This is a genomic window from Rhodopseudomonas palustris, assembly GCF_003031265.1.
GTDB classification, from domain to species: domain Bacteria; phylum Pseudomonadota; class Alphaproteobacteria; order Rhizobiales; family Xanthobacteraceae; genus Rhodopseudomonas; species Rhodopseudomonas palustris_H.
In genome coordinates, this window is sequence record NZ_CP019966.1 from 4,559,157 (window position 1) to 4,585,185 (window position 26,029).

Sequence of the window (26,029 nt, forward strand, 5' to 3'; positions counted from 1 at the left end):
CTCCTGTTCGCGAGGTTGAGAAAGCGGCGCAGATCGGGCCGCTTATTCGAATGCATCCCGGGTGAGGTCCCAGGTCACCATGGTCTCGCCGTCCTGCGGCGCCTGTTGCCAGCTCTGGTCGCGCATCGAGACGTAGACGTCCTGCTCGCCGGCCTTCCAATGCTCGATCATGTTCAGCCGGGAGAAATCGTAGTCCTTCGACGACGCCTCATAGTCCCGCTTACGATAGATCAGATGCACCACGGTGACGGTGTTCTCTTTGGCCGCCTCATGCAGGATGGCGTAGGCCGGATCGTCACGCAATTCCGCCGGCAGCCGATCGATCAGATCGCGCAGCGCCTTGCGGGTGTTGTGGATCATCTTGTTCTTGTCGGTATTCAGCCGGGTGCGGCTGGAATAGCGGATGTCCTTCTCGCGCTCGGCGGCCTCCAGCAGTGTTTCCGGCAGGCGGCCGCGGGAGCTGAACAGATCGACCTGGAAGATCAAGAGATCGTCGCGCTGCTCGCAGTCCAGTACATAGTCGAGCGGCGTGTTGGAGGCGACGCCGCCGTCCCAATAATACTCGCCGTCGATCTCGATCGCCGGAAATCCGGGCGGCAGCGCGGCCGAAGCCATGATGTGCTCAGGGCCGACGGTCTGCTTGGTGGTATCGAAATACACGAAGTTGCCGGTGACGATGTTGACCGCACCGACACTCAGGCGGATGCCGTTGTGGTTGAGGCGGTCGAAATCGACCAGCCGCTCCAGCGTCGAACGCAGCGGCGCGGTGTCGTAATAGCTGAGGTGGGAAGGCTTACCAGACGGCAGCAGATGCGTCGGCGGAAACCGCGGGGTGAAGAAGCCCGGCACCCCGAAGGTGGCGATCATCGCCGCCGAGGTCTCATTGAACAGCGAATGCACGTGGTCGTCGCGCAGCAGCGGCTGCCACGGCACCGGCGACGACGCCATCTCCCAGAACTGCTTCAGCTTCTCGACGCGCTGCTCGCGCGGATTGCCCGCGATGATCGCGGCATTGATGGCGCCGATCGAGATGCCGGCGAGCCATTGCGGCTCGAAATCGTGATGGCACAGCGCCTGGTAGGCGCCGGCCTGATACGCGCCGAGCGCACCGCCGCCTTGCAGCACCAGCACGCGGCGCGCGTCGCAGGGCCTTGCGGCCTTCCTGTGCGGTGTCGAGTCCATCTGGTCGGTCGCACCTTAAGCAACAACGCCGGCAACTTGGCGATGCGCGGCGCCAGCGTCAATTGCGCCAACGGAGGGAGCCGATCACGCCCGCTTTATCGGGGCGTGTCGGTGGAGGCGAGGATCATGGTCCAGAACACCTTGTATTTGGTGCCCGGCGCGTAGCTGGCGGCGATGCCGATCCGGTCGACGCCATTCTTCAGCATGTTGGCCCGATGCGGCGGCGAATCCCGCCAGCCCGAAAACGCTTCCGCCAGCGTGTGATAGCCCGCAGAGACGTTCTCGACCGCAACCGCTGCCGGATACCCGGAGGCGTTCAGCCGCTGCGCCAGCGGCGCCTTGACGTCATGGTCGAGCTTGTTGCGCCTTGCCATGGTCGAGGACTGGTCCTCGGCGAGCTTGGTCAGCGCCGGATCGACCGTCACCGGGCCAAGCCCGTTGTTCTGGCGATATTGTGAGATCATGACGGCCGCTGCGGCGACATCGACCTTGGCACCCTCACGCGCCATGCTCTGATACATCGACGGCGTATCGACCGACGGTGCGACATCGCCGCCGGCACAACCGGCCAGCACCAACAGGCCGAGAACGGCCATCACCCCGCGAAACATTGTCCAGATTCCCCATTCGCGCGCGATCGGCACTGCCGGCCCGTCACCGGCTCACGACGCGCCGAGCAGTTGTTGCACGTCAACAGTGGCTGAAAGGTGAAGATGGGCGCCCGAGCGCTGCGACTGAGAGCACCAGCAATTCGTACGAAAAAACGCGCCAAAACAAACGAGAGCAATCGGGTGAGGACATCAAAACGGCAACGGCCCGGACTTGCGTCCGGGCCGCGAGCAGTCGCCTTGGAGGTTCAGGCGGCGGCCGCCGACTTCGAGGTGGGGACCGACGAAATCGTCTTCAGAACCTGGGACGCGATCTGGTAGGGGTCGCCCTGCGAGTTCGGGCGGCGATCTTCCAGATAGCCCTTGTAGCCGTTGTTGACGAAGGAGTGCGGCACGCGGATCGAGGCGCCGCGATCGGCGATGCCGTAGGAGAATTTGTTCCACGGTGCGGTCTCGTGCTTGCCGGTGAGCCGCATGTGGTTGTCCGGACCGTACACCGCGATGTGGTCGTCGAGATTGTCTTCGAACGCCTTCATCAGCGATTCGAAATACTCCTTGCCGCCGACTTCCCGCATGTAGCTGGTCGAGAAGTTGCAGTGCATGCCCGAGCCGTTCCAGTCGGTGTCGCCGAGCGGCTTGCAGTGGAACTCGATATCGATGCCGTACTTCTCGGTAAGACGCAGCATCAGGTAGCGCGCCATCCACATCTGGTCGGCGGCAGTCTTCGACCCCTTGCCGAACACCTGGAATTCCCACTGGCCCTTCGCCACCTCGGCATTGATGCCTTCGTGGTTGATGCCGGCGGCGAGGCAGAGGTCGAGATGCTCTTCGACGATCTGGCGGGCGATATCACCGACGTGCTTGTAGCCAACGCCGGTGTAATACGGGCCCTGCGGAGCCGGATAGCCGGCCTCTGGGAAGCCGAGCGGGCGACCGTTCTTGTAAAAGAAGTATTCCTGTTCGAAGCCGAACCAGGCGCCTTCGTCATCCAGAATGGTGGCGCGGGTGTTGGTCGGATGCGGGGTGACGCCGTCCGGCATCATCACTTCGCACAGAACCAGAATGCCGTTGTTCCGCGCAGCGTCCGGGTACATCGCGACCGGCTTCAGCACGCAGTCCGAGCTATGGCCTTCGGCCTGCATCGTGGACGAGCCGTCGAACCCCCACAGCGGAAGCTGCTCAAGCGTCGGATAGATCTCGAATTCCTTGATGGTGGTCTTGCCGCGCAGGTTCGGCGTCGGCTTGTAGCCGTCGAGCCAAATGTACTCGAGCTTGTACTTGGTCATGCGGTCCTCTCGTTGGAGATGCCACCGGTATTCGGCCGATGACGGACACGGAACCGCACCCGGCGGCCTTCGGTCCTGCGAACATGAAGCATTTAATATGCCAAAATGAGCCAAATCGCCGCAGGCAGGTCCGCAGCGGTCGCGCGGCAAGTTCGATGCGCAAGACAGTGTGGGCCTTGCGCGGTCGCGGAGCGCGGAACGCCAGATTCCTCCGTATTTCCCCGCACCCACCGCGGTGAACAAAATTAACCCCTCGGGCGCACGATTTTCTCGGAAGGGGGGAGTGCGCAACCAAGCCATCCCGGCCGCGTTGCATCAATCCAATGCCGAGTTCGTCAGCAAACGGGCGAATGCGCAAAGAATCGCCAGCGGCTGGTTCTTTGTTGATCATTCTGCCTGCACGCGAAGCAATCGCGTTATCATCCGTTGCGGCGCGCGGCCAGACCGCTCGTCGAGCCAGCTTCATCGACCCGAAGGAGAGAAAGGAGAGATCGCGTGAGTAGCCTGAATCAGACCTCCGCCAAGATCTACCAGTTCCCGGTCGGCGGCCGGGATGGAGCCAACCGCACCGCGCTTCCGAGCAGCGAGGCGGCGTCGAATCCGGCCAATATCCTGACCTGCTCGAGCTGGTATCACGAGATCGCGATGCTTGAAGAGCAGTCCACCAAGCGGCCATGACACCGCAGCTTGCGCGGCGCCGCTGCCGTGATCAACAGAGCGACTGACGAAGGGCCGGCGCACGCGTTCGGCCCTTTTTGTTGCGCCGGATCGCCCGCCTGATCATCAGACGCCGAAGATCGACCAGCCCATGCGCTTTGTCAGCGCCTCCAGCGCGACGCGGCCGAGATGGGAGTTGCCCGCGGCATCGAGCCCCGGCGCCCACACCGCGATCGAGGCTTTGCCCGGCGCCACCGCGAGAATGCCGCCGCCGACGCCGCTCTTGCCCGGCAGGCCGACCCGATAGGCGAATTCGCCCGAACCGTCATAGTGGCCGCAGGTCAGCATCAGCGCGTTGATGCGGCGCGCGCGTTCGCTCGACACCACGTTGAGTCCGGTCGACGGGTTCTGGCCGTTATGCGCCAGGAAGCGGCCGGCCATCGCCAGCTGTCGGCAGCTCATCGCGATCGCGCAGTGATGGAAATAGACGCCGAGCGTGTACTCGACCGGATTGTCCAGCACCCCGAACGATTTCATGTAATTGGCGAGCGCAGCGTTGCGGAATCCGGTGCGCTGCTCGGACTTCGCCACCGCTTCATCGATCGCGACGGTGGAATCACCGGCCAGAAACTGCATGAAGCGCAGGATTTCGCCGAGCGCTTCGCGCGGCTGATGCCCGGACAGGATCAGATCGGTGACGGCGATCGCGCCGGCATTGATGAACGGATTGCGCGGGATGCCGCGCTCGTGCTCGAGCTGCACGATCGAGTTGAAGGCGGAGCCCGACGGCTCACGGCCGACGCGCCGCCACAGCCGATCGCCGGCCTTGCCCAGCGCCAGCGTCAGCGTGAACACCTTCGAGATGCTCTGGATCGAGAACGGCACGTCGGCATCACCGGCGGCGGCGACATGGCCGTCGGCACCGATCACCGCGAGGCCGAACGCTTTCGGATCGACCCGCGCCAGTTCCGGAATGTAGCTCGCCACCTCGCCGCGGTCCGTCCGCTGCGCCATCTCATCGGCGATTTCGGCAACGACACGGTCGAGAAGCTGATTGCTCATGGCGGCGCATTTGATGCAAAGCGCGCACCAGGTCAATCGACAAAGACAGCCGCGTCATTGCGAGGAGCGGAGCGACGAAGCAATCCATGCCGCACGCGGGGCGCTGGATTGCTTCGCTGCGCTCGCAATGACGAATGCGTTCGGGCTACGTCGCCGACGTCAGATGCCGCTGGCGGCGGAGCTGCAGCGCGCTGCGGTGACCGTCGCCTGTGGGCTGATAGAACTCGGTGTAGCGATGCGTCGCTTCGCCGAAGGCGTGCGCGTCGGCTTCCTTCTTGACGTCGAGCGTGTCGAAGCCATTGCGGACCAGGAAGGTGAACTGGTCACGCAGCACCTGCCCGGTGGCGCGCAGTTCGCCGCGATAACCATAGACCTCTCGCAGCCGCCGCGCTTGGCTGTGGGCGCGGCCATCCTTGTAGGTGGGAAACACCAGCGCGATCAGCGCCAGACGGTCGAGCCAGGGCTTCAGCTCGGCGACATCCCGGTTGTTCGGCCAGATCACGCCGAGCGGGCTGTTGCGCGCCACCAGGCGCTCGGGATCGGCCAGGAAGCGCGCAGCCGAAATCAGCACCGAACCCGCGGCCGGCAACTCTGCGTCGTCGGCGACGGCAACGAACTCATCGACCGAAATCTGTCCGTTCTTAACGAGTGGCATAGACCCGCTCCTTGAAGGGCTCGACGCCGAGGCGCTTCACGGCGTCGACGAACAATTCGTCCGGCCGCTGCCGCAGGCTGAGATAGGCCTCGACGATATCTTCGATCACGTCGGCGACTTCGCCGTACGGCACCGCGGGGCCAATCAGAACGCCGAGTTCGGCGCCTTCGTCGGCACGACCGCCGATGGTGATCTGATAGAACTCCTCGCCGTTCTTCTCGACACCGAGAATGCCGATATGGCCGACGTGGTGATGGCCGCAGGCATTGATGCAGCCGGAAATGTTGATGTGCAGCCGCCCGATCAGCGCGGCGGTCTCGGGGCTGGCGAACCGGCGCGACAATTCCTGGGCGATCGGGATCGACCGCGCATTCGCCAGCGAGCAGTAATCGAGCCCCGGGCAAGCAATGATGTCACTGACCAGACCGACGTTCGGTGTGGCAAGACCGAGCTTGTCGAGCGCGGCCCACAGCGCCGGCAGGTCACGCTTGGCGACATGTGGGAGCACCAGATTCTGCTCATGGCCGACGCGGATCTCGCCGAACGAGTATTTGTCGGCCAGGTCTGCGACCGCATCCATCTGCTCGGCGGTGGCATCACCGGGCGGGCCGCCTGCCGGTTTCAGCGACAACGTCACGATGGCATAGCCATCCTGGCGGTGCGGCGCGACCGAGTTGTTGCGCCACGCTTCGAACCGCGCATCGCCGGCCGCGGCGCGCAGCTCGTCAGGTTCGGCCGGCAGCTTCTCATAGGCCGGATAGATGAAGCGCGAGCGGATATCCTCGATCATCTCGTCATCGAGCGTCAGCGGGCCGTCGGCGATCTCGCGCCACGCCTGTTCGACCTCGGCGGCAAACTTCTCGATGCCGAGCTCGTGCACCAGGATCTTGATGCGCGCCTTGTAGATGTTGTCACGGCGTCCGTACTGGTTGTAGACGCGCAGGATCGCCTCGATGTAGCTGAGGATGTCGCGGCCCGCGACGAATGACTTGATGGTCCGGCCGATGAACGGGCTGCGACCGAGCCCGCCGCCGACCAGAACTTCGAAGCCGGTCTCGCCGGCGTCATTCCTGACCAGCTTGAGGCCAATGTCGTGGATCTTGATCGCGGCGCGATCGTGATCCGACGCAGTGATGGCGAACTTGAACTTACGCGGCAGGAACGAGAATTCCGGATGCAGCGCGGTGTGCTGGCGCAGGATTTCGGCCCAGACCCGCGGGTCCTCGACCTCGCCCGGCGCAACGCCAGCCCACTGATCGGCGGTGACGTTGCGGGTGCAATTGCCCGAGGTTTGCATCGCGTGGATGCCGACTTCGGCAAGATCCGCAAGCGCGTCGGGCAGATCCTTCAGCGCGATCCAATTGAACTGGATGTTCTGCCGGGTGGTGAAATGGCCATAGCCGCGGTCGTAGGTCCGCGCCACATGCGCCAGCTTCCGGAGCTGCGCCGACGACAGCGTGCCGTACGGAATCGCCACGCGAAACATGTAGGCGTGGAGCTGCAGGTAGACGCCGTTCATCAGCCGCAGCGGCTTGAACTCGTCCTCGGTGAGGTCGCCTGAGAGACGGCGGCTCACCTGGTCGCGGAATTCTTCGACGCGCTCGTGAACGATGGCGCGGTCGATGTCGTCGTAAGCATACATGAAACAGCCCTCAAACCTGGACGGGCAGCGCGATGGTGACGCCATTGCGGCGGATTTTCTCGCGCAGATTGCCGGGACTGATCGCCCCGTCGGCGCCGATTTCCACCGGCGCGATGTAGGCACCAACCGCGCCGACATCATCGGCGGTCGCAGCGGCGAGCAGCGCGCGCGCCGGCTCGGCCTCGCGCACGATGGCGGCGTCGGCCAGATCGGTCGACCAGCCGCTCTGCGCGGTTCGATAAATCACCACGCCATCGGTGGTTCGGTTTGCGGTCACCACCGAGGGACCGGTGATCTTGATCTTCTGTTGCAGCGGGGACGTCATTCGGCGGCCATCTGATAGGTCGAAACGAGTTGCAGGAGTTGTTGCTGGCGCCACGGCGCCGAGTGCGCGACGACGTCGCCGATCACCAGCAGTGCCGGGCCGCCGTCGACCTGCTCGACCAGCGCCGGCAGATCTTCGAGCGTGCCGACGGCCGAGCCAGCGTCCGGACGCGTCACCCGCGCGAACACGCCGACCGGGGTATCGGCCGCGCGGCCGGCGGCGAGCAGCCCTTCGCGGATCGTCGGCGCCGCGCTCATGCCCATGTAGACCACGACCGTCATTTTCTGATCAGTCAGCGCCGACCAGTCGACGGCCTCGGCATCCTTGGCCTTGTGGGCTGTGAGAAAGGTGATGCGCAGCGCCTCGTGGCGATAGGTCAGCGGCACCTCGAACTGCGACGCCGCACCAAGCGCCGCGCTGATACCCGGCACCACCGCGTAAGACACGCCGGCCTCGCGCAGCGCTTCGACCTCTTCACCGCCGCGGCCGAACACGAATGGATCGCCGCCCTTCAGCCGCACGGCGCGCTGGCCGGACCGAGCCGCTTCGACCAGCAGCTTGTTGATCGCGTCCTGACCGATGCCCGGCTGGCCGACACGGCGGCCCACCGGCACGCGTTTGGCGTCGCGCCGGATGCGGTCGAGAATTTCGGGCGAAACCAGCTCGTCGTAGAACACCACGTCGGCGTCCGACAGCGCCCGGAGAGCTTTGAGCGTCAACAAATCAGGATCACCGGGACCGGCGCCGACGATGCTGACGTGACCGTCAGCGCGGCGGCCGAGCGAATGCCGCGCGTAGTCTGTAGCGTCGTCGATCTTCTTCAGTTCGGTCTCGGCATCCGCCAGCCGCCCGTCGAGCACCGCGCGGCCGATCGGGCCGTCGACGACGCGCTCCCAGAACCGGCGGCGCAGCGGGAATTCAGGAATCCGTGTCTTGATCGGCGTGCGCCAGCGGCCGATCAGCGCGGCCAGCTCGCCGATCCGCGCCGGCACCACGGTCTCGATCAGTTCGCGGAGACGACGCGCTACCACCGGCGAAGACCCGCCGGTACCGATCGCCACCACCACGTCGCCGCGATCGACGATCGCGGGAAAGATGAAGGTCGAGTGCGACAGCTCGTCCATGACGTTGACCGGCACGCCGAGTGCCCGCGCCTTCGCGGCCAGCGGGGCAGCGATCTCGCCAGCACCCGCACACAGCAGCGCGATCGCGCCGGTGAGGTCAGCGGCGGCCGGATCGCCGTCCGGGAAACTCACCCGCGCCCGCTCGGCCTCGGTCAGGCCGGCCAGATCGCGGTCGCCATCGGTGACGTACCAGCGGACCGAAGCACCGGCGCCGAGCAACAGCCGCAGCTTGGCGCGCGCCATCTCGCCGGCGCCCACCAGCACCACGGGTCCCGTCGCCAGATCCAGAAACACTGGAAGAAATCGCATGTCCGCTCCATCGCCACCTGGGGCTGTTTAGAATTATTTTCTCCGCCTCCGCGACACAAGCAGGGCCGGAAGAAAATCATTCCATTCCACCTCTGCCGATCCGTAGAGAAATTTCGCCCCTCGTCGCCACTTGGCAGAGACAGTCTTTCTCGGCCGCATCTGGAGTCTGAGCTGAGCAAGGGCCGTGCCGCCCTCCTTCCTGCCGCGACTCCCGGCAGATCGGTGTTTGGGCTGGGAAAGAAAGGGTTCCCGGCGGCGCCTGACTGCAGTCAGACAGTGCGGGCCTTCTCTTTTGGCGACCTTTGACGCTAAAAGGAGCACCCGGCGCCGCTACGCGGCGACCGGTCATTTGACCCCTGAAAAGGCGCCAGCGCGCCGTTTTCTCGCGAGACATCCAAAAATGAATCGTATTGACGCCCACGGACTGAAAATCGCGCCTGTGCTGTTCGACTTCATCGCCAAGGAGGCCGCGCCGAAAACCGGCATCGCTCCCGACGTATTCTGGGCCGGACTCGCTGCGATCGTTCGTGATCTGGCGCCGAAGACCCGCGCGCTGCTGAAGACCCGCGACGATCTGCAGGCCAAGATCGATGCGTGGCATCTCGCCAACAAGGGCAAGAAGCAGGACATGGCGGCCTACACCGCGTTCCTGAAGGAGATCGGCTACCTGCAGCCCGAGCCGGCGACCGCGCCGGTCGAGACCGCCAATGTCGACGAAGAGATCGGCAAGCTGTGCGGCCCGCAGCTGGTGGTGCCGCTGTCGAACGCGCGCTACGCGCTGAACGCCGCGAATGCGCGCTGGGGCTCGCTGTACGATGCGTTCTACGGCACCGACGCGATCCCGCAGGAAGCCACCCAGGCCAAGGGCTACGACAAGGCGCGCGGCGACAAGGTGATCGCCAAGGCCAAGGCGTTCCTCGACCAGGCCGCGCCGCTCGCCACCGGAAGCCACAGCGACGTCACCGGCTACAGCGTGATCGCCGGCCAGCTGTCGGCCAAGCTGAAGAGCGGCAATGCCACCGGCCTGAAGAAGCCGGCCCAGTTCGCCGGCTTCCGCGGTGATGCCGCCAGTCCGAGTGCGGTGCTGGTGGTCAACAACGGCCTGCACATCGAGATCAAGATCGACCGCGCCAGCGCCATCGGCAAGGACGATCCGGCCGGCGTCGCCGACCTGATCATCGAGTCGGCGGTCTCGACCATTCTCGACATGGAAGACTCGGTCGCCGCCGTCGACGCCGACGACAAGGTGCTGATCTATCGCAACACCCTCGGCCTGATGGACGGCACGCTGTCGGAAAGCTTCGAGAAGGGCGGCAAGACCGTTACCCGCGCGCTCAACGGCGACCGCACCTACACCGCGCCGGACGGCAAGGAAATCTCGCTGCATGGCCGCAGCCTGCTGCTGATGCGCAACGTCGGTCACCACATGTGGACCGATGCGGTGCTCGACAGCGAAGGTCAGGAGATCCCGGAAGGCTTCCTCGACGCTGCGGTGTCGGGACTGATCGCGATCCACGATCTGAAGCACCTCGGCAAGACCCGCAACAGCCGCACCGGCTCGGTCTACATCGTCAAGCCGAAGATGCACGGCCCGGATGAAGTCGCCCTCACCGTCGAGCTGTTCGGCCGCGTCGAGAAGATGCTCGGCCTGACCGAGAACACGCTGAAGGTCGGCATCATGGACGAGGAGCGCCGCACCACGGTGAACCTCAAGGCCTGCATCCAGAATGCGAGCAAGCGGATCTGCTTCATCAACACCGGCTTCCTCGACCGCACCGGCGACGAGATCCACACCTCGATGGAAGCGGGTCCGATGATCCGCAAGAACGAGATGAAGGCGCAGCCCTGGATCAAGGCCTACGAGGACTGGAACGTCGACACCGGTCTGGTCGACGGCCTGCCCGGCCACGCCCAGATCGGCAAGGGCATGTGGGCGGCCCCGGACAAGATGGCCGACATGCTGGCGCAGAAGATCGGCCATCCGCAGGCCGGCGCCACCACCGCCTGGGTGCCGTCGCCGACCGCAGCAACGCTGCACGCGCTGCACTATCACCAGGTCGACGTGATCGGGCGCCAGCAGGAGCTGGCCAAGGGCGGCCCGCGCGCCAAGCTCGAAAACATCCTCACCATCCCGGTGTCGAATTCGAACTGGGCGCCGGACGATGTCCGCCAGGAGATCGACAACAACTGCCAGGGCATCCTCGGCTACGTGGTGCGCTGGATCGACCAGGGCGTCGGCTGCTCGAAGGTGCCGGACATCCACGACGTCGGCCTGATGGAAGACCGCGCCACGCTGCGCATCTCCAGCCAGCATCTCGCCAACTGGCTGCACCATGGCGTCGTCACCAAGGAGCAGGTGATGGATTCGCTGAAGCGGATGGCCGTGGTGGTCGACAAGCAGAACGAAGGCGATGCGCTGTACCGTCCGATGGCGCCGGATTTCGATGGCGTCGCGTTCGAAGCCGCGTGCGACCTGATCTTCAAGGGCCGCGCTCAGCCGAACGGCTACACCGAGTTCATCCTGCATGAGCGCCGCCGCGAAGCGAAGGCGGCGCATCTCGACTCGGCGCGCTAAATCAGCAGACCTGTTACTTCCGCAGTCACGAGACCTCCCCCGCCAGGGGGAGGTCTTTTGCTTTGGTAGCTCGTTACTTGCTGCTGATTTCGAGGCCGCAAAGCGCAAGCCTTGGGTGACGGCTTGCCGCAGCGGAAGCCGGAACCATCCTCAGCACCGCCCGTTGACCGGCATCCAAACATTGGAGGACAGGATGGATTGGAACCGCGTTGAAGGTAACTGGAAGCAGTTCAAGGGCAACGTCAAAGAGAAGTGGGGCAAGCTCACCGACGACGATCTCAACGTGATCGAAGGTCGCCGCGACCAGCTCGAAGGCAAGCTGCAGGAGCGCTACGGCTACGCCAAGGACCAAGTCCGCAAAGACGTCGACGACTGGTTCTCGACCCTGAAGTGATCGACATCACAGCTCGACATGCAGAGCCCCGGCGAGAGCCGGGGCTTTTCGCTTGTCGGCACTATCGGAATGACTGACGACGGGTCTGCTTTGCGGCGACCAAAGAAAAGGCCGGGCGATGGCCCGGCCGGATTGCTGGCTTAGAACACCGCCAGATATTTCAACAGCGATACGACGCCGATGATGATGACGATGATCCGTGCGATCTGTTTGGCGCGGCCGTCCATCGGCAGCATGTTGATCAGATACAGCACCAAAATGACGACGAGAAATGTAATCAGAATTCCGATCAGAATGCTCATCTTCCTAGCTCCAACCCGCGGTCGCGCCGCACCGGATCAATCGCCAAGACGCTGATCAGTTCCAAGTTCGGAACTATCGTAACTTCCCATGAGAAATAGCGCGTGACAGACGCGCGGCTTCCCAACTGTTCGCAGCCGAGGGATTAGTCCTGGGCCAGCACCGGGACCTTGGAATAGCCGGCGCGGACGTGATCGGCGCCAGAGGCCGGGGCGAGCGCCACCTTGCCGTCGTTGCCGGAGGCGTTACGGGCCGCGACCATTAGGCCGTCCTTGCCGGCGATGATGTCGCCCTTGCGCACCGTCGGATCGTCCTCGATCGGGATCTTAGCGAGGCCGAACTGGTCCTTGCCGTTGCAGGTGCAACCGGCGACGATCTCGGTGCGGAATTTAAACGCGTTCGGCAACTCGGAATACGGCTTGCCGCTGGACGTGCGGGCGTTCTCGATCGACGAGCCGTACACCACCTTGGTGTCGCTCGACGGACAGAAGCTGTTGCATGTTTCGGCCTTGGTATCGCCCCCGCTGGACGAGATGGGGAAATAACGCCCGTCGCAGCTTCGGACGCAATACGCCTGCCCGCCGGTCGAATAGGTGCGCGCGCTCGGACGCGAGACGCGCTCCCGCGTATCGCGGCCATACCCGTCATCCGCAAACGGCAGCGCCGGCATCCGCGGTTGATAGCGCGGTGCCTGGAAACCGCCGAACAGCGCCTGAAAGAAATCCTGCGCATGCGCCGGGGGCGTCGCCACGGTCACAGCCGCAAGTGCCGCGGCACCGATTCCGATGTGGCGTGAGGTGAGCTTGCGCATGACGGTCTCCGGCTGTCTGGCGTTAGTCGATCGACGAGGCTGAGATGTTCATGGCCTGCCGGCCCGGCCGCGGGGTCGCGCGCGCTTCGATCGGATGCGAGCCCGACTTCGGCAGCACCACGACGCGGGTCCCGATCCCGGTCCGGCTGAACAGATCCTCAACGTCCTCATTTGTGAGCCGGATGCAGCCCGAGGAGACGAACTTGCCGATCGTCGACGGATCATTGGTGCCGTGGATGCGGTACGCGGTGGAGCCAAGATACATCGCCCGCGCACCGAGCGGGTTGCCCGGGCCGCCGGCCATAAAGCGCGGCAGATAGGGCTGGCGCGCAATCATCTCCGCCGGCGGCCGCCAGTCCGGCCACTCGGCCTTGCGGGTGATGGTCTGGACGCCGGCCCAGGTGAAGCCTTCGCGGCCGACGCCGACGCCATAGCGGATCGCCCGACCGCCGCCGAGCACGTAATACAAATAGGTGTTCGAGGTATCGATCACGATGGTACCGGCAGGCTCTTTGCTCGGATAGCTCACCACCGTCCGGCGCAACCGGTCGGGAAGCTGCGCGTCCTCGTTCGCGTCGACCGCAACATCGTTATCGGCGGGTTCGGACGGCGCAATCACCGCCTCGTCGGACTCGAACGGCGCAAACTGCGGCGGCTGCGCCGCATAGCCGAGCGCCTGGGCGGCGGCCGGAGTTGCCGGCAGTGCAAGCGCGAGCAAAAGCGCAGCACCGGTCGCCGCCACCGAATTGAACGCGCGTCCCCGCTGCGGGACGCATGCAGACAGCATCGTGGTGATCATGGAAAGTCCCCGCTGTTAGTTGCGACGTCCGTTCGGCGTCGGCGAGAGAACGCGGTCGCGCTCCAGTCCGTTCCCGCACCTGGCTCAAGCGATGCGTGAAGGCGTCCGCAGCGAGCCCGGAACCTTCTTGGTCGATCGTCGTTGCACGCAGCGGCAGTCTTCGATGGTTGCGCCGTCATCCGGCCCGCTCGCCGTCGACTTCCACGTCTCCACACATAACTCAGACGCTGGGTGGTCCATTGCGCGTACTTCCCGCCGAGCCTGCCGGCACGCCGCTTCCCGACAGCAAGGACGAGCGGCCGCCGCTGATCCGGCGCACCGAAGTCGTTGCGCTCGCTTTAGTCGCCCTGCTGGTGATCCTGTTGGTAGGCCTGCTCTACGTCGGAAAGCCATTCTTTTTGCCGATGGTCACCGCCTTCGTGGTCGGCACCATGGTGTCGCCGGCGGCGAGCTTCCTGGAGCGCTTCCGGATTCCCCGCGCGGTCAGCGCGGTGCTGATCGTGGCGCTGGGGCTCGGCACAGTCACGTTCATGATCGGGCTGATCTCGGCTCCGCTGATCGAGTGGAGCAGCCGGATTCCCGAGGTCGGCTCCCTGCTGCGCGAAAAGCTGCACGTGCTCGATCGCCCGCTGCAGATGTGGCGGCAGATCCAAAGCTCGTTGAGTGGCTCCGAGAGCCTGCCGCAGAGCTCGGTGCAAATGCCGAAGATCGACTGGGTGTTCGAATTCCTGTCCCCGACCCTGACCGAACTCCTGCTGTTTCTGGTGATGCTGGTGCTGTTTGTGGCGAGTTGGAAGGATCTTCGCCGATCGCTGGTGATGGTGTTCGCCGGCCGCGATGCCCGGCTGCGGACGCTGCGTATCCTCAACGAGATCGAAGGCAGCCTCGGCGCCTATCTGCTGACCGTCACCGTCATCAACCTATGCTACGGCGCCGCCACCGGCCTGATCTGTGCCGCCGCCGGCATGCCGAACCCGGCCGGCCTTGGGGCGCTGGCGGCGGTGCTGAATTTCATCCCGATCATTGGGCCGTTCGTGATGTTCGTGGTGCTCACGGTGGTCGGCATCATCAGCATGCCGACCCTGGGAGCCGGGCTGCTGGCCCCGTTGGGCTTTACGCTCCTGACCTTCTTCGAAGGCCACTTCATCACCCCCACCATCATCGGGCGGCGGCTGTCGCTGAACGCGCTGGCGGTGTTCATCACCCTGGCGTTCTGGACTTGGCTATGGGGGCCGATGGGAAGCTTCCTGGCCTCCCCGCTGTTGATCGTCGGGCTGGTGCTCAAGGAGCATCTGATGCCCGAGGACGTCCCGCAGCTTCCCGGCGGTGACTGACGTCGGCACGCCGGCCTAACGCCCACTCACCACGCCCCTTCAAACGGAAACATCCGCCCCAGGGGCGGATGTCGGATGCTCTGTTGTCTGATGGAAAGCGTTACGCGACGCAACGTCCGGGCTGGAGCTGCTTGGCAACCTCGGTAAGTACACTGACCACCGGCTCGCAGGCCACGATCCGCTTCGGCGCCATCGCCGGCTTGGTGGTGGCCGCGGGCGCTCCGCTCGCCGCTCCGTCGGCCTGCTCCTTGGGGATTCGGACGAGAACCGATTGGCCGATCAGCGTCACGGCAAAGGTCTGGCCGGGCTGCACATCGCCGCTGATACCAGCACGATCGGCTTTGCCCGAACGGTTGACGTCTTGGGCTGCCGGTGCGGCAACGGACGCCTGCTGCATCAGTCCGGCGTGACCGAGGTCTTCGCCGACAGCCAGTTGAGCCGCGCCAAGCGTTCCGGTGATAGCAATGGCGCCCAAAATTCCCCGCACGATCTGTGACATGGTATCTTGCCGCTTTGTTGTAGCTGGCGTTATGCCGCTTTTCCCTGTTGCGGCACCGCCAACTATGCGTTCGCGATGCACACAATGATTAATCGCGGGAGCGGCAAAGCGGTTCGATAACCATCGATCAACAGAGCGTGTTAACGTTTTTAGCAGTTGACGCGGAACGGTTTTTACCTACCGGCGTTCATCCGGCGCCGGTTAAGTCCCCCTGCCCCGAAGCCGGCGATACAGGGCGCGGCTGTGTGATGCCAGCCGCGCCCTGTTTGATTCCCAGCCTCCGGCACCTCACTCGCAGCAAAGCAAAACGCCGCCCGGCAGAGCCGGACGGCGTTGGTCGTTTTCGGCCTATGGCGGAGTGATCAGGAAGCAACCGCGTTGGGCTTACGGTTGCGCGAGTTGCGCTGAAAGAACAGCGCCTGGCTGGCAACCGCTGAGACCATCGCAGGCTGAAACGGCTTGGATATCAGGAAAGCCGGCTCCGGACGTTCGCCGGTCAGGAAGCGCTCGGGATAGGCGGTGATGAACACCACCGGCACTTCGAAGGTCCTTAGCAGTTCGTTAACCGCGTCGAGGCCGGAGCTGCCGTCGGCAAGCTGGATGTCAGCCAGGATCAGGCCCGGTTTCTTCGTCCGTGCCAGCGCGATCGCGTCGGCGTGGGTGCGGGCGACACCGATCACGTTATGGCCCAAGCCCTTGACCAGGCTCTCGAGATCCATCGCGATGAAGGTCTCGTCCTCGATGATGAGAACGTCGGTGGCGATCTCCTCGGCCATCTCCTTGCCGGCGGTTTCGACCAACTGACGGACTTCGGTGACCTCGGCCTGCAGTACGAAGGCGACCTCCTCTTCCGAAAAGCCTTCGAGGGACAACAGCAGAAAGGCTTGGCGGGGGAGCGGAGTGATCGCCGACAGGCGGCGTTCCGACGGCATCGGCAGCGTGCGAACGTCGGATTCGTCGTTCAGGGCGACCGAGTTCCAAATTTGGGTAAACAAACGGAAAAGACCGGCCCGAGGACCGTGCCGCTCGTCGAGCAGGGCCGGATCCTGGAGCAGCGCCTCCAGCATGGCGCCTACGTAAGCGTCGCCGGAGGTCTGGCTACCGGTCAGCGCGCGCGCATAGCGGCGCAGCAAGGGCAAATGCTCTGCAACAACCTGTGATCTCGACATCCCCACTCCATCAGTCATTCGGCCATCGCCAGCGGCGGGCCGGCACCTCTGCGAGGGCAACTACGCCCGAGCGGGGCAAAAGTTCCATTCCCGTGTGGAACTTTCATGCCGGGATCGCATTAGGGTCCCGTGAACGGCGACAGATCAAGAAAACCCTCGAAGTTCAGGGGACTTGACCATGGGGAAAACATTGGATCAGTCATGCAAGAATTCAAGGCTCAAACCATGAAGAAGTCGGCTCCAGGCACTAAGGGAGGTCTCAACGCCGAAATCCAGGCCCGGATCGGACATCAATTGCGCGCGATGTACGACGACGTGGTCCGGCAAGGCGTTCCTGATCGGTTCGCGGAGCTGATCAAGAAGCTCGACGATCCGCAGCAGGCGGCCGAAGCGGCCAATGCCTCGGACTCGACCGCGACCGAAGGGAGGGACTAATGCCTCTCACCGATTCCCTTCGTGACGACATTCTCGCCGCCGTGCCGAGCCTGCGCGCGTTCGCTATCTCGCTGAGCGGCAACGCCGATCGTGCTGACGACTTGGTCCAGGAAACCCTGCTGCGAGCGCTCGCCAACATCGACTCGTTTCAGCCGGGCTCGAACCTGCCCGCGTGGTTGTTCACGATCCTTCGCAACCTGTTCCGCTCCGACTATCGCAAGCGGCGCCGGGAGGTCGAAGACGCCGATGGCAGCTATGCCAAGACCCTGAAGTCGCAACCGGGACAGACCGCGCATCTCGAGTTCGAGGAATTCCGCGCCGCCCTCGACAAGCTGCCGCAGGACCAACGTGAAGCGCTCATCCTGGTTGGAGCCTCCGGGTTTTCCTACGAGGACGCCGCGGCGATCTGCGGTTGTGCGGTCGGCACCATCAAGAGCCGCGTCAACCGAGCCCGGTCGAAGCTTAGTGCGCTGCTCTATGTCGACGGTGCTGAAGACTTCGGACCCGACGACACCGTCCGTGCCGTGATTGGCGGCAACGGCTGATCCACCGCCGACCCGGCGGGGATCGCTCGATCCAATGACGCATCGAGCGATCTCTGGCGCCGGTATCACTCCCCAAACACGATCCATGCGGGGCGCCCCCTCGCGAACAGACCGAGATCTGGCCGAGCATGCTTCGGCCAGATCCGGCTGTTTGCGTGCGAACTAGCGGGGCTGCTTCGGGGATTTTCGGATCGGGCGCACCGGCGCGGTGATCTGCCCGGTGCGATCACGCTCGTTGACGTCCACGACTGTATCGAGCGGCGCGGTCAGCTCATAGACGTAGCTGACGTCGGTGAAGTAGCGCTTCGATGTGCCGCCGAGCGCTTCGGGCGCCACGCGGTCAAGCAGGATAATGCCGAACTCGCTATCCGGACGCCGGGTCGACGCGCTGGTGTTGAACTCTTCCCAGCGGAAATGAAATGTTGCGTCCTTGGCTTCGCCTGTGACGGTCCAGCTCGCAACCACCCGCGGGTGCTTGCCGACCACGGCCAAGCCTTCATCGGAATGCGACGCCAGCTCGAAGAACAGCAGAGACAGGCTCTGTGCCGCCCGCGCGCTGACCGCGATATCAGGACCGTCAACCTCGATGCGGTCGGCATGCGGGATTGCCCGTCCTTCGAACAGGCCCTTGAGCATCACGCCCTGCCACTGGCTGTCGCTGAGCAGCGACACGACGTTGGACATCGCATGAATCCGCCCGATCAGCAGCTCGCGCGCGACGTCGAGATCGGAGCCGTGGCGCAGCGTCCTGGTCACGATCGACTGGATCACCGCCAGAATATTCTTCACCCGGTGGTTGAGCTCGTCGATCACCGCAGTCAAGCGGCGCTCGAAACCAATCCGCATCTGGATTTCGCGTCGCAGCCGGATGTTGCTGTAGCTGACATAGCCGAACAGCCCACAGACGATCAGCGTCAGCGCCAGGCCGGCGAGCCCGATGATCAGCGCCATTTTCTGAGCGCGGTCATAGGGATCGATCTTCGGGTAATAGGCCAGCGACCAGTCCCGATTACCGAACGTCACGGTGCGAACGATGATCGGATTAGCCCCTTCCGGGTGCGCCACCCGCGAGGTGATCTCGCCGCTTTCGTCGGCGAGCAGCTCATAACCCTCGCGGCTCGGATCCTTCAGCACCACCGAGAACAACGACAGATCGTCGTTGGTGAGCATCAGCGTGGCGAGCTTATAGGAGAAGGTGACGAAGCCGACGATGTCCGAGCTGTCGGTGTTCATCACCGGCGCCGCCAGAACGACACCGACCGGACCACTGCCCGTTAGCGGCACCGGATCGGAGACGTGCGGCTGGCCCTCGGCCAGGGCCTGCGCAAAGGTCCGGCCGAGCACCGGATCATGATCCAGCATCCGGCCGGTCAGCGCCATGGTCTCGGCGTTTCGCGGCTCGACATCCATCACGACGTCGAGCGGCACCGGGCTGCTCAGATCGAGCGGCTTGCCGTCATAGTCGCGCACGGTCGGATCGGGAAAACCCGCCTTGGTCAGCTCGGCCTCGGCGGCCGGCACTTCCTCGGGCTTCAGCCGTGCCACCCAGGTCGCCAGCACGAAATCGGTCTTGAAGGTGTAGATCGACGACCGCAGCGGCTGCAGCATGTCGGCCTTGATCACCGAGGGCTTGCGAAACAGGCCTGAAGCGACCCGGCCGAGCAGTTCGCGCTCGGTGAGGCGGTCCTGAACCTGGCTGGCATGAACGTCGATGGCCCGTCCGAGCGCGATGCGCTGGATCGCCGCTTCCTGCTCATAGACGCGGGATGCGGAAAAGCCTGACAGCACCACCCCTATGATAGCGATCAAGCCGATGATGAAGCCAAGCCGAACCACGCTCTTACTCGTTGTCCGAGGCGGAGCGTCCGCCTCACCTATTCAACGTATCGAAACCGGCCCCACCATGAAGAAGCGTCGACCTGAGCGCAACTGAACGATCCTGGAGGACGGTCGGTGGGGCACGAATTCCAAGAGCGGTTCAACCACGCCCGGCCTGATTTCGTTCCCGCCCCAACAATCACGAAGTTGGTACTGCAGCGCACGCGGAGATACCGCAGGTAGCTGCGCCGGCGGAGGCTCAGGCCGACTGCCGCGGCGTCAGGCCACCCTTCTCTTCAATAAAGCCGATAATGCGATCGAGTCCGTCGCTCTTCTTCAGATTGGTCATGACGAACGGCCGCGCGCCGCGCATTCGCTTGGCATCGGTATCCATCTTCTCCAACGACGCACCGACATAGGGCGCCAGATCGATCTTATTGATCACCAGGAGGTCGGACCGGGTGATACCTGGGCCGCCTTTGGAGGGGATTTTGTCTCCTGCGGCGACGTCGATCACATAAATGGTGATGTCGGCGAGTTCGGGCGAGAATGTCGCGGCCAGGTTGTCGCCGCCGGACTCGATCAGCACCAGATCGAGCCCCGGAAACTTGCTGCGCATCTCGGCCACGGCGGCGAGGTTCATCGACGCATCCTCGCGGATGGCGGTATGCGGGCAGCCACCAGTCTCCACCCCGGCGATCCGATCCGGCGTCAGCGAGCCGGAGCGCACCAGGAATTCGGCGTCCCACTTGGTGTAAATGTCGTTGGTGATCGCCGCGATGTCGTAGCGCTCGCGCATCGACTTGCAGAGCAGGTCCATCAGCGCAGTCTTGCCCGAGCCCACGGGGCCACCGATGCCGACGCGGAGAGGGCCGTGATGATCCGACATATTGGATTTCCGGTAGGAGATCTGAGGAAAGCAGCCACGCGGCGCAAAACCGATCAATCGTCACCGCGAGCCGGAAATAAGAACGATGCGGCAAGAGATTGCAAGCCGTGAGCAGCGCCGCGGCGTCATCGCGCCGGACTCAAACAACCGCCTACATCCTTAGTCGGCGCCCTATAGGTCGCAGCAGCGGGCTGCTTACGCCGCTGCGGACTGATCTTTCGAGGAATACCCAGCGTCCTTGGCTTCTTTCCGCGGCTTGGCCTCGGCCGCAGCGGGCCCATTCTTGGTGACCTTGCCGTAGCGCGACAGCATCGCGAGCTCGGCTTGGCACGCGGCAACCTTCTCGGCGAGCTTATCGGTCGCTTCGTCCCGGAAGGCGGCGAGTTCTTCGATGCTCAGGGAGTCGAGATCGATCTTGGCTATTGGCGCCCGCTCCAACTTTCGCGCTGGGCTACCGAGTACCGCTTTCACCGCAACCAACCGTACGATTTATCCACCACCGCAGCCTGTTGGCAGCGATTTCGATTGACGCCCCTGATCAGCGCTCCCAATGATGACTTTTAGGAAGAGCAATGACGACGTCGCAACTGCCAAACTCCGAGTCCGCTGATTTCAGCGAAAGCAGCAGCCTGGATAGTGGCTCTGAGGACGCGGCTGCGGCGGGCATTCAGACCGGTGCTCGCGGAATTACCGAGTTCCAAACCGACTCACGAGCGCAAATACCTCCGGCGACCCAACACTCCGAGGCTGAAGTGTCTCGTCCTGAAACGATTGCATCGCGAGAACGCGAAGAGATCGCGAAACGCATTGCAGCCTTCCGAAATCTGCAGATCAGCCTGAAGCAAGAGCGCGAGGACTATTACGAGCGCACGCTCGCCCGCACTCGCGCCGCACTCGCGCCAAACGCGAAACAGCCGCGCTGATCAATCGCATTCCACTGTTCTCGTCGCGCTGATATCTCGCGGCGCCCCCCCGATACGCCTTTGGTTGGATGGATTGCGTAGCCCGCGCACACTAAGCGCGACCACGTCCCACCGCGTTATTCGCGACAAATCGTCTCCATCAGCAGCACCGATCCTCGGAAATACACGGCTGACGGGCACCGATTTGCACTCTTGGGTGGCAAGTTTCCACTTTGCGAGAAAACCCGGCACGCGCCGGGCCGGTGTAGTGATTTGCAGCAGTTTGACCGGTGTCAACGAGCCAAGACATCGACAAAACGGCGATAGTCACTACGCGCGAGTACCTAATTTCGCCAAATTGCCAACTACACACACTTAAACTAATGCTAACCGAAGCCGCCTCGATCAGTTCGAAATTCTCAATTTCCGAATTGTCGGCACGGAATGGGTGTAGTAGAAGGGCGCTTCACTAAAGGAGCCTACGCGTGGCAAAGAAAGCGAAAGCAAAGACTGCGAAGACCGCAGCGAAGTCGAAGAAGGCCAAGAAGGTCGTGACCAAGGCTGCGGCGAAGACCGCTACCAAGGCCAAGGCCGCCAAGAAGGGCAAGATCACTCGCCGCGAGTACACCAAGGAAGACATCAAGGAGTTGAAGGCGCATTCGAAGGCGCGCACTCCGGTGGCGGAAATCGCCCGTCTGACCAATCGGACCGTCGGCTCGCTGCGCCAGAAGGCGCTGAAGCTCGGTATCGGCCTCGGCCACCAGCGCTGAGCCTGAACGCGCAACTCGCGAAGCGATAACGACTGCCGACCTCCGGTTACGACCGGATTAATCGGGCCTCAGTCGCGCTTCGCGAGTGGCGCATCAGCCTTCTTTATCCAGACTTTATTATCGTGAAACGCCGCACCGCCGTGCGGCGCGATTGATTCTGCGCTGGTCAGGACATTGATTCCACGTCCGCCGCGATGAGCCCGGTTCGGAAACACTGATTCGGCGATCAAGACGCCGCGCCGCAGTCCGCTGCTGAGCCGGACCGTCAGCATCGTTTCTCCCCGGGCATTCCCCAGCATCACCAGATCGCCCTCACCGACGCCGACCTCGGCGGCATCGGCCGGGTGCATCATCACGTTGGGCTCGCCCTCGCGTGCCTGCGACGACGGCGTCTCGTTGAAGGTGGTGTTGAGGAAGCTGCGGGCCGGGCTCGTAGCAAGCCGGAACGGATGCTGCGCATCGGCCTGTTCGGTCACCGCCCAGTGATCCGGCAGGCTGGGCATCTCCTGCCACGGTCCTAGCCGCAGTTTGCGCGCGAGGTTGACGTTGCCCCAGTCGACCCGGAAGTGAAACTTGCCGTCCGGATGCGCGAAGCCGTCAAGGAAGTGAGACTCGCGGAAATCCGGCTGTAGATCGCGCCAAAGATCAGCCTCGAGCTGCTCGATGCCGCCATGGCCGCTGGCTTTCAGCGTCGTATCGATGACCTGACGCGGCGTCATCGCGAACGCCGGATGATCGACGCCGAGCCGCTGCGCCAGCCCCTGGAGCACCTGGTGATTGGAGCGGCATTCGCCGGGCGGTTCGACCAGCCGGGCGCCGACCGAGATGTGCTGATGGCCGCCGCCGTAATACAGGTCGTCGTGCTCCAAGAACATCGTCGCCGGCAATACGATATCGGCCACCAGCGCGGTCTCGGTCATGAACTGCTCATGCACCGCAACGAACAGGTCTTCGCGGGCGAAGCCGACGCGGACCAACTCCTGCTCCGGCGCGACGGTCATCGGATTGGTGTTCTGGATCAGCATCGCCTTGACCGGCGCGCCGCCATCCAGCGCCTCGGCATCACCGGTGAGGATGCGACCGATCTTGGACTGATCCAGTATCCGCGTCGCCGGATCGAGCTGATCCAGCCCCTCGATCAGAGTCTTGTCGAAGCCGAAGATCGCGCCATTGTTGAAGAAAGCGCCGCCGCCTTCGTGCTGCCACGCCCCCGTCACTGCCGGGATACACAGCGCAGCGTGCATCTGCGCGGCGCCGTTGCGGCTGCGGGTAAACCCATAGCCGAGCCGGAAGAAGCTGCGCTTGGTGTGGCCCACCGCATGCGCAAACGCTTCGATCTCCGCCTCCGGCACACCGCAGATCGCGGAGGCCCATGCGGGCGTCCGCGTCTTAAGATGCGCTTCGAGGTCGTCCGGACAGTCGGTGTAGCGGGCCAGATAGCCGCGATCCGCAAGACCATCGCGAAACAGCACGTGCATCACACCGCAGGCGAAGGCCCCGTCGGTCCCCGGACGCAGGATGATCCGGATATCGGCCTGCTGCATCGTCTCGTTATCGTAGATATCGATGGCCGCGATCTTGGCGCCACGCTCTTTGCGGGCCCGGGCGGCGTGGGTCATGACGTTGACCTGGGTCGAGACCGGATTAGTCCCCCAGATCACGATCAGATCCGACTTCGCCATTTCCCGCGGATCGACGCCGGCGACCTTGCCGACACCGGCCGCAAAGCCCGCCCAGGCGACATTCGCGCAGATTGTCGAGTAAAACCGCGAGTACTTTTTGACATTGGCGAGCCGGTTGATGCCGTCCCGCATCACCAGCCCCATGGTGCCCGCATAGTAATAGGGCCACACCGACTCCGCGCCGAACTCCGCCTCGGCGGCATCGAACCGTGCCGCGATCTCGTCCAGCGCCTCGTCCCAGGAGATGCGCGCAAATTGTCCGGAGCCCTTCGATCCGGTGCGGCGCATCGGATAGGTCAGCCGGTCGGGATGATGGATGCGCTCGGCGTAGCGGGCGACTTTGGCGCAGACGACGCCGGCCGTGTAGGTCTGCCGCTTCGAGCCGCGGAGCCGGCCGATGGTCGAGCCGTCGATCACTTCGACGTCGAGTGCGCAGGCCGAGGGGCAGTCGTGCGGACAAGTGGAATGGCGGATGTCGATCGCGGCACGCTGGTTCATATGCGAATGGTTAGCACGAGTTTTCCCGACTGAGAACGGTACCGGACTATTGCTCGTACGGCGACGGACGCCAGCGACCTGCAACCTTTTGGGCTTTCGGACGTTATGCCGGCACAACAGGGACGTACGACATGCATCCGGCACAGCACATCGAATTTAACCGTTTGGCTCAGGAAATGGCGGCTTGGCGCGCCGTTCCGGCGGACGACCGGTCTCCGGCTCCGGGCTGGTGGTGGGGACCTGCGATGGCGCTCCGCCATGCCAAACAACCGCTGTCGCCGGAAGACTGCCGCAAGTTCGGCCTGCCGCTCGGCGCCTCGTTCGCTGACGCCGGAAATAAGGTGATGGCGTTTTTGGCTGCCCAGCGCTCGCTGACGCGCGCCAGCGAGTTTCCGAAGCGCCGCAGCAAGCACCGCCCGATCAAGATCGCGAGCTTGTACGCGATGGCGGCGGAATAAGCGCCGTTAGCGCCTTACGCGTTCTCTTCCACCGAGACGTCGGCCTGCCCCTCGAGATCAGCGATCTCGAGGTTGAGGTTACGGCCGGTACGGCCTTCGACAATCTGGTTGATCTTGCGCGCGATGCTCGGCTCGCGGGCAATCAACGCACGTAGATCGGCGCCATCCAGGACCAACAGCCGCGTCCGCGACACCGCCCTCACGGTTGCCGAGCGTTCGACCCGCTTTAGTACTGCAATCTCGCCGAAGAAGTGCCCGGTGCCGAGTCGGATGCGGCGGCCCTTGTCCTCGGGCCCAAGCTCGATTTCCACGTCACCTTCGGCAATGAAATACATCGCGGTCGCCGGCTCACCCCGGCGGAACACCACTTCGCCGCGCTCGATCTGCCGCGCCTGCAGCAGCTGCATAATGTGCGCGATGTCTCCGGCGGTGAGATGCGAGAACAAAGGCACCCGCGCCACCATGCTCCAATTGACGATGAAGTCGCGGCGGTGGATCACCTCGGAGAACGCGTTGGCGACGATGCCGACCGGCAACGCGATCATGATCAGGCCGCAGATGATGGTGGCGGCGGCGATCATCCGGCCGACTCCGGTGGCCGGCACGACGTCGCCATAACCGATCGTGCTGAGCGTTACGATCGCCCACCACATCGCGTCAGGAATGGTGCCGAACTTCTCGGGCTGCACGTGGCCCTCGGCAATGTGCATCGCGGTCGCCGAGACCAGAGTCGCGCACGCCAGGATCACGAGGCAGGCCATCAGCGCCCGGCGCTCACTCTCCAGAACTTCCAGCAGCGACCGCATGCCCGACGAATAACGGGCGAATTTCAGCAGCCGCAGCATCCGCAGGATGATCAAGACCCGGAGGTCGTCCGGACCGAACAGCGCGATCCAGAGCGGCATCACCGAGATGCAATCGACGATACCCTGCGGGCTGATCATGTAGGCCCACGCAGCGCGCAGCGGGCTCATGTGGTGGTACGGCAGATGCTCGGGCGCGATCCAGATCCGGATGTAGTATTCGATCGAGAACACCACCAGGCACAGCAGCTCCAGCGCCTGAAACAGCCGGCTGTAGTCGTCGCGCATCGCCGGCACCGACTCCATCACCGTGATCCCGACGCTGAGCACGATGAAGAAGACGATGAAGCGATTGACGACGACGCCCATGCGCGAGGTCTGCGCCTGGGATTCGAGGATTTCGTAGAAATAATGCCGGGCTCGAAGATAGGCCGGCGTTTCGTCGCGCATCGGTAGCCTCGGGTGGGATTCCGGGCGGATGCGCGGCCGAAAGTGAAG

The 26,029-nt window shown here is 63.9% G+C and carries 28 protein-coding genes; 10 read left to right on the forward strand and 18 right to left on the reverse strand.

The window, feature by feature from the left end; translation table 11 throughout:
* Nucleotides 1-42: 42 nt before the first annotated feature.
* From RPPS3_RS21150 to RPPS3_RS21160, 3 genes are all read right to left on the reverse strand, one after another.
* Nucleotides 43-1,182 carry a DUF3734 domain-containing protein gene (locus RPPS3_RS21150; RefSeq protein ID WP_107345810.1) on the reverse strand — a complete coding sequence of 380 codons (1,140 nt, stop codon included), beginning with the start codon at nucleotides 1,180-1,182 and terminating at the stop codon, nucleotides 43-45.
* A gap of 95 nt (nucleotides 1,183-1,277) precedes the next feature.
* The gene (locus RPPS3_RS21155) at nucleotides 1,278-1,793 is read right to left on the reverse strand and encodes a CAP domain-containing protein (protein WP_012497455.1); all 516 of its coding nucleotides are present in this window, start codon (nucleotides 1,791-1,793) and stop codon (nucleotides 1,278-1,280) included.
* Between the two features lie 245 nt (nucleotides 1,794-2,038).
* Complete coding sequence (locus RPPS3_RS21160; RefSeq protein ID WP_107345811.1) at nucleotides 2,039-3,076, reverse strand: glutamine synthetase beta-grasp domain-containing protein; 1,038 nt, start codon at nucleotides 3,074-3,076, stop codon at nucleotides 2,039-2,041.
* 283 nt (nucleotides 3,077-3,359) lie between these two features.
* Here RPPS3_RS21160 and RPPS3_RS24535 point away from each other — a divergent pair, with 283 nt between their 5' ends.
* Together RPPS3_RS24535 and RPPS3_RS21165 are read left to right on the forward strand one after the other, a co-directional pair.
* Nucleotides 3,360-3,575: a hypothetical protein gene (locus RPPS3_RS24535; protein ID WP_159060701.1), complete on the forward strand. Its 216-nt coding sequence runs from the start codon at nucleotides 3,360-3,362 to the stop codon at nucleotides 3,573-3,575.
* Nucleotides 3,572-3,754: a DUF2735 domain-containing protein gene (locus RPPS3_RS21165; protein ID WP_012497457.1), complete on the forward strand. Its 183-nt coding sequence runs from the start codon at nucleotides 3,572-3,574 to the stop codon at nucleotides 3,752-3,754. The genes RPPS3_RS24535 and RPPS3_RS21165 overlap by 4 nt, the downstream gene beginning before the upstream one ends.
* A 105-nt stretch (nucleotides 3,755-3,859) precedes the next feature.
* Here the strand turns inward: RPPS3_RS21165 and RPPS3_RS21170 are convergent, their stop codons facing one another.
* From RPPS3_RS21170 to cysG, 5 genes are all read right to left on the reverse strand, one after another.
* Complete coding sequence (locus RPPS3_RS21170) at nucleotides 3,860-4,795, reverse strand: glutaminase (RefSeq protein WP_107345812.1); 936 nt, start codon at nucleotides 4,793-4,795, stop codon at nucleotides 3,860-3,862.
* A gap of 145 nt (nucleotides 4,796-4,940) precedes the next feature.
* The gene (locus RPPS3_RS21175) at nucleotides 4,941-5,450 is read right to left on the reverse strand and encodes a DUF934 domain-containing protein (protein ID WP_107345813.1); all 510 of its coding nucleotides are present in this window, start codon (nucleotides 5,448-5,450) and stop codon (nucleotides 4,941-4,943) included.
* Nucleotides 5,437-7,092, reverse strand: a complete 1,656-nt coding sequence (locus RPPS3_RS21180) for a nitrite/sulfite reductase (protein WP_107345814.1) — start codon at nucleotides 7,090-7,092, stop codon at nucleotides 5,437-5,439. Before RPPS3_RS21180 ends, RPPS3_RS21175 begins: the two co-directional genes overlap by 14 nt.
* A 10-nt stretch (nucleotides 7,093-7,102) precedes the next feature.
* The gene (locus tag RPPS3_RS21185) at nucleotides 7,103-7,417 is read right to left on the reverse strand and encodes a DUF2849 domain-containing protein (protein WP_107345815.1); all 315 of its coding nucleotides are present in this window, start codon (nucleotides 7,415-7,417) and stop codon (nucleotides 7,103-7,105) included.
* Nucleotides 7,414-8,850, reverse strand: a complete 1,437-nt coding sequence (gene cysG / locus RPPS3_RS21190) for a siroheme synthase CysG (RefSeq protein WP_107345816.1) — start codon at nucleotides 8,848-8,850, stop codon at nucleotides 7,414-7,416. Before cysG ends, RPPS3_RS21185 begins: the two co-directional genes overlap by 4 nt.
* A gap of 400 nt (nucleotides 8,851-9,250) precedes the next feature.
* Between cysG and RPPS3_RS21195 the strand changes: the two genes are divergently transcribed.
* A complete protein-coding gene (locus tag RPPS3_RS21195; RefSeq protein WP_107345817.1) occupies nucleotides 9,251-11,425 on the forward strand; it encodes a malate synthase G in 2,175 nt (724 codons plus the stop codon).
* 193 nt (nucleotides 11,426-11,618) lie between these two features.
* The gene (locus tag RPPS3_RS21200; RefSeq protein ID WP_107345818.1) at nucleotides 11,619-11,819 is read left to right on the forward strand and encodes a CsbD family protein; all 201 of its coding nucleotides are present in this window, start codon (nucleotides 11,619-11,621) and stop codon (nucleotides 11,817-11,819) included.
* Nucleotides 11,820-11,959: 140 nt separating this feature from the next.
* On the opposite strand, the gene RPPS3_RS21205 is transcribed toward RPPS3_RS21200, so the two are convergent.
* The 3 genes from RPPS3_RS21205 to RPPS3_RS21215 form a co-directional block, all read right to left on the reverse strand.
* Nucleotides 11,960-12,121, reverse strand: a complete 162-nt coding sequence (locus RPPS3_RS21205; protein WP_199851763.1) for a Thivi_2564 family membrane protein — start codon at nucleotides 12,119-12,121, stop codon at nucleotides 11,960-11,962.
* A gap of 143 nt (nucleotides 12,122-12,264) precedes the next feature.
* The gene (locus tag RPPS3_RS21210) at nucleotides 12,265-12,930 is read right to left on the reverse strand and encodes a DUF2865 domain-containing protein (RefSeq protein ID WP_107345819.1); all 666 of its coding nucleotides are present in this window, start codon (nucleotides 12,928-12,930) and stop codon (nucleotides 12,265-12,267) included.
* Between the two features lie 22 nt (nucleotides 12,931-12,952).
* On the reverse strand, nucleotides 12,953-13,717 hold the full coding sequence (locus tag RPPS3_RS21215) for a L,D-transpeptidase (protein ID WP_234820011.1): 765 nt from the start codon (nucleotides 13,715-13,717) through the stop codon (nucleotides 12,953-12,955).
* Between the two features lie 251 nt (nucleotides 13,718-13,968).
* On the opposite strand from RPPS3_RS21215, the gene RPPS3_RS21220 reads away from it, so the two are divergent.
* Nucleotides 13,969-15,063, forward strand: a complete 1,095-nt coding sequence (locus tag RPPS3_RS21220; protein ID WP_234820013.1) for an AI-2E family transporter — start codon at nucleotides 13,969-13,971, stop codon at nucleotides 15,061-15,063.
* A 100-nt stretch (nucleotides 15,064-15,163) separates the two neighbouring features.
* Here the strand turns inward: RPPS3_RS21220 and RPPS3_RS21225 are convergent, their stop codons facing one another.
* Both RPPS3_RS21225 and RPPS3_RS21230 read right to left on the reverse strand, forming a co-directional pair.
* Nucleotides 15,164-15,562, reverse strand: a complete 399-nt coding sequence (locus RPPS3_RS21225) for a hypothetical protein (RefSeq protein WP_107345821.1) — start codon at nucleotides 15,560-15,562, stop codon at nucleotides 15,164-15,166.
* A gap of 362 nt (nucleotides 15,563-15,924) precedes the next feature.
* Nucleotides 15,925-16,731, reverse strand: coding sequence for a response regulator (locus RPPS3_RS21230; RefSeq protein ID WP_107345822.1), 807 nt, complete (start codon nucleotides 16,729-16,731; stop codon nucleotides 15,925-15,927).
* Between the two features lie 201 nt (nucleotides 16,732-16,932).
* Here RPPS3_RS21230 and RPPS3_RS21235 point away from each other — a divergent pair, with 201 nt between their 5' ends.
* Together RPPS3_RS21235 and RPPS3_RS21240 are read left to right on the forward strand one after the other, a co-directional pair.
* Nucleotides 16,933-17,166 carry a NepR family anti-sigma factor gene (locus RPPS3_RS21235; RefSeq protein WP_199851764.1) on the forward strand — a complete coding sequence of 78 codons (234 nt, stop codon included), beginning with the start codon at nucleotides 16,933-16,935 and terminating at the stop codon, nucleotides 17,164-17,166.
* The gene (locus RPPS3_RS21240; RefSeq protein ID WP_011159760.1) at nucleotides 17,166-17,711 is read left to right on the forward strand and encodes a sigma-70 family RNA polymerase sigma factor; all 546 of its coding nucleotides are present in this window, start codon (nucleotides 17,166-17,168) and stop codon (nucleotides 17,709-17,711) included. The genes RPPS3_RS21235 and RPPS3_RS21240 overlap by 1 nt, the downstream gene beginning before the upstream one ends.
* 162 nt (nucleotides 17,712-17,873) lie before the next feature.
* Here the strand turns inward: RPPS3_RS21240 and RPPS3_RS21245 are convergent, their stop codons facing one another.
* The 3 genes from RPPS3_RS21245 to RPPS3_RS21255 form a co-directional block, all read right to left on the reverse strand.
* On the reverse strand, nucleotides 17,874-19,547 hold the full coding sequence (locus RPPS3_RS21245) for a CHASE domain-containing protein (RefSeq protein ID WP_107345823.1): 1,674 nt from the start codon (nucleotides 19,545-19,547) through the stop codon (nucleotides 17,874-17,876).
* Nucleotides 19,548-19,788: 241 nt separating this feature from the next.
* A complete protein-coding gene (gene ureG, locus RPPS3_RS21250; RefSeq protein WP_107345824.1) occupies nucleotides 19,789-20,418 on the reverse strand; it encodes an urease accessory protein UreG in 630 nt (209 codons plus the stop codon).
* 195 nt (nucleotides 20,419-20,613) lie between these two features.
* Complete coding sequence (locus RPPS3_RS21255) at nucleotides 20,614-20,889, reverse strand: hypothetical protein (protein ID WP_234820016.1); 276 nt, start codon at nucleotides 20,887-20,889, stop codon at nucleotides 20,614-20,616.
* Between the two features lie 101 nt (nucleotides 20,890-20,990).
* Here RPPS3_RS21255 and RPPS3_RS21260 point away from each other — a divergent pair, with 101 nt between their 5' ends.
* Nucleotides 20,991-21,341: a hypothetical protein gene (locus RPPS3_RS21260; protein WP_107345825.1), complete on the forward strand. Its 351-nt coding sequence runs from the start codon at nucleotides 20,991-20,993 to the stop codon at nucleotides 21,339-21,341.
* A 464-nt stretch (nucleotides 21,342-21,805) separates the two neighbouring features.
* On the forward strand, nucleotides 21,806-22,090 hold the full coding sequence (locus RPPS3_RS21265; protein ID WP_011159765.1) for a hypothetical protein: 285 nt from the start codon (nucleotides 21,806-21,808) through the stop codon (nucleotides 22,088-22,090).
* 68 nt (nucleotides 22,091-22,158) lie between these two features.
* Here RPPS3_RS21265 and RPPS3_RS21270 read toward each other — a convergent pair whose 3' ends face one another.
* Nucleotides 22,159-24,270, reverse strand: a complete 2,112-nt coding sequence (locus RPPS3_RS21270; RefSeq protein WP_107345826.1) for a molybdopterin-containing oxidoreductase family protein — start codon at nucleotides 24,268-24,270, stop codon at nucleotides 22,159-22,161.
* Nucleotides 24,271-24,401: 131 nt separating this feature from the next.
* Here RPPS3_RS21270 and RPPS3_RS21275 point away from each other — a divergent pair, with 131 nt between their 5' ends.
* Nucleotides 24,402-24,728 (forward strand): hypothetical protein, encoded by a 327-nt coding sequence (locus tag RPPS3_RS21275; protein WP_107345827.1) that lies wholly within the window; start codon nucleotides 24,402-24,404, stop codon nucleotides 24,726-24,728.
* Between the two features lie 14 nt (nucleotides 24,729-24,742).
* Here the strand turns inward: RPPS3_RS21275 and RPPS3_RS21280 are convergent, their stop codons facing one another.
* Nucleotides 24,743-25,981 carry a cyclic nucleotide-gated ion channel gene (locus tag RPPS3_RS21280; RefSeq protein ID WP_107345828.1) on the reverse strand — a complete coding sequence of 413 codons (1,239 nt, stop codon included), beginning with the start codon at nucleotides 25,979-25,981 and terminating at the stop codon, nucleotides 24,743-24,745.
* Nucleotides 25,982-26,029 lie beyond the last annotated feature (48 nt).

Coding starts and splice junctions, on each gene's coding strand:
- RPPS3_RS21150 (WP_107345810.1), bottom strand. CDS start 1,182: ATGGACTCGACACCGCACAGGAAGGCCGCAAGGCCCTGCGACGCGCGC.
- RPPS3_RS21155 (WP_012497455.1), bottom strand. CDS start 1,793: ATGTTTCGCGGGGTGATGGCCGTTCTCGGCCTGTTGGTGCTGGCCGGT.
- RPPS3_RS21160 (WP_107345811.1), bottom strand. CDS start 3,076: ATGACCAAGTACAAGCTCGAGTACATTTGGCTCGACGGCTACAAGCCG.
- RPPS3_RS21170 (WP_107345812.1), bottom strand. CDS start 4,795: ATGAGCAATCAGCTTCTCGACCGTGTCGTTGCCGAAATCGCCGATGAG.
- RPPS3_RS21175 (WP_107345813.1), bottom strand. CDS start 5,450: ATGCCACTCGTTAAGAACGGACAGATTTCGGTCGATGAGTTCGTTGCC.
- RPPS3_RS21180 (WP_107345814.1), bottom strand. CDS start 7,092: ATGTATGCTTACGACGACATCGACCGCGCCATCGTTCACGAGCGCGTC.
- RPPS3_RS21185 (WP_107345815.1), bottom strand. CDS start 7,417: ATGACGTCCCCGCTGCAACAGAAGATCAAGATCACCGGTCCCTCGGTG.
- cysG (WP_107345816.1), bottom strand. CDS start 8,850: ATGCGATTTCTTCCAGTGTTTCTGGATCTGGCGACGGGACCCGTGGTG.
- RPPS3_RS21195 (WP_107345817.1), top strand. CDS start 9,251: ATGAATCGTATTGACGCCCACGGACTGAAAATCGCGCCTGTGCTGTTC.
- RPPS3_RS21200 (WP_107345818.1), top strand. CDS start 11,619: ATGGATTGGAACCGCGTTGAAGGTAACTGGAAGCAGTTCAAGGGCAAC.
- RPPS3_RS21205 (WP_199851763.1), bottom strand. CDS start 12,121: ATGAGCATTCTGATCGGAATTCTGATTACATTTCTCGTCGTCATTTTG.
- RPPS3_RS21210 (WP_107345819.1), bottom strand. CDS start 12,930: ATGCGCAAGCTCACCTCACGCCACATCGGAATCGGTGCCGCGGCACTT.
- RPPS3_RS21215 (WP_234820011.1), bottom strand. CDS start 13,717: ATGCTGTCTGCATGCGTCCCGCAGCGGGGACGCGCGTTCAATTCGGTG.
- RPPS3_RS21225 (WP_107345821.1), bottom strand. CDS start 15,562: ATGTCACAGATCGTGCGGGGAATTTTGGGCGCCATTGCTATCACCGGA.
- RPPS3_RS21230 (WP_107345822.1), bottom strand. CDS start 16,731: ATGTCGAGATCACAGGTTGTTGCAGAGCATTTGCCCTTGCTGCGCCGC.
- RPPS3_RS21235 (WP_199851764.1), top strand. CDS start 16,933: ATGCAAGAATTCAAGGCTCAAACCATGAAGAAGTCGGCTCCAGGCACT.
- RPPS3_RS21240 (WP_011159760.1), top strand. CDS start 17,166: ATGCCTCTCACCGATTCCCTTCGTGACGACATTCTCGCCGCCGTGCCG.
- ureG (WP_107345824.1), bottom strand. CDS start 20,418: ATGTCGGATCATCACGGCCCTCTCCGCGTCGGCATCGGTGGCCCCGTG.
- RPPS3_RS21260 (WP_107345825.1), top strand. CDS start 20,991: ATGACGACGTCGCAACTGCCAAACTCCGAGTCCGCTGATTTCAGCGAA.
- RPPS3_RS21270 (WP_107345826.1), bottom strand. CDS start 24,270: ATGAACCAGCGTGCCGCGATCGACATCCGCCATTCCACTTGTCCGCAC.
- RPPS3_RS21275 (WP_107345827.1), top strand. CDS start 24,402: ATGCATCCGGCACAGCACATCGAATTTAACCGTTTGGCTCAGGAAATG.
- RPPS3_RS21280 (WP_107345828.1), bottom strand. CDS start 25,981: ATGCGCGACGAAACGCCGGCCTATCTTCGAGCCCGGCATTATTTCTAC.